We start from the raw sequence: 627 nt of genomic DNA, 5'->3' as shown, positions 1-627 counted from the left end.
CCGGCTTGCAGATCGAAAGGCTCAGAGGCTTCTTCCGCGGCCAGACGCGCCAGTTCCTCTTCGCTGTCGCCGTAACCGCAGAGATCGTGCTCGATGAGCAGAAATCCGCCGTCCTCGACCGAGGCGATCCGCTGCACCGGCTGCTCGTCCACAAAGATGAAGGTGGTGCGCAACGCTTCATGGCGGCCCACGATCCTGTCCAGCGCCTGACGCAATGCCGCACCGTTCAGATCGCCCTTCAGGCGCAGACCGAACGGGATGTGATAAGCCTCGCTGGCTCCCTCCATCTGGGCCAAAAACCACAACCGCTGCTGCGCAAACGATAATGGCAGTGAAGCGCTGCGCGCTGCGGGAAGAATCGGCGGCAGCTGGACGGGCACGGCACGCTCCAGCACACCGGCCAGAGCGGCAAGCTCCGGATATGCAAACAGGTCACGGACCGCTACGTCTGCGTCCAGTTCCTGCCGAATGCGGCTCACCACACGCACCGCCAGGAGCGAGTGGCCGCCCAACTCGAAGAAGTGATCGTGCCGGCCCACCCTGTCCAGCTTCAATATCTCGGCCCACACCGCCGCCAGCTTCACTTCGATCTCCCCCCGCGGCGGCTCGTAGCCGCGCGTGGCATAG

At 64.4% G+C, this 627-nt stretch carries 1 protein-coding gene; it reads right to left on the bottom strand.

Annotated elements, in window-relative coordinates; all coding sequences use genetic code 11:
• Nucleotides 1-627: condensation domain-containing protein (locus GSQ82_RS24665; protein ID WP_216847005.1), on the bottom strand; the 627-nt coding region annotated here is incomplete at both ends.

The sequence above is a fragment of the Granulicella sp. L60 genome (assembly GCF_009765825.1).
Classification (GTDB): domain Bacteria; phylum Acidobacteriota; class Terriglobia; order Terriglobales; family Acidobacteriaceae; genus Edaphobacter.
Note: the sequence above shows the minus strand (reverse complement) of the source record. Positions and strands in the feature narration are given on the sequence as shown.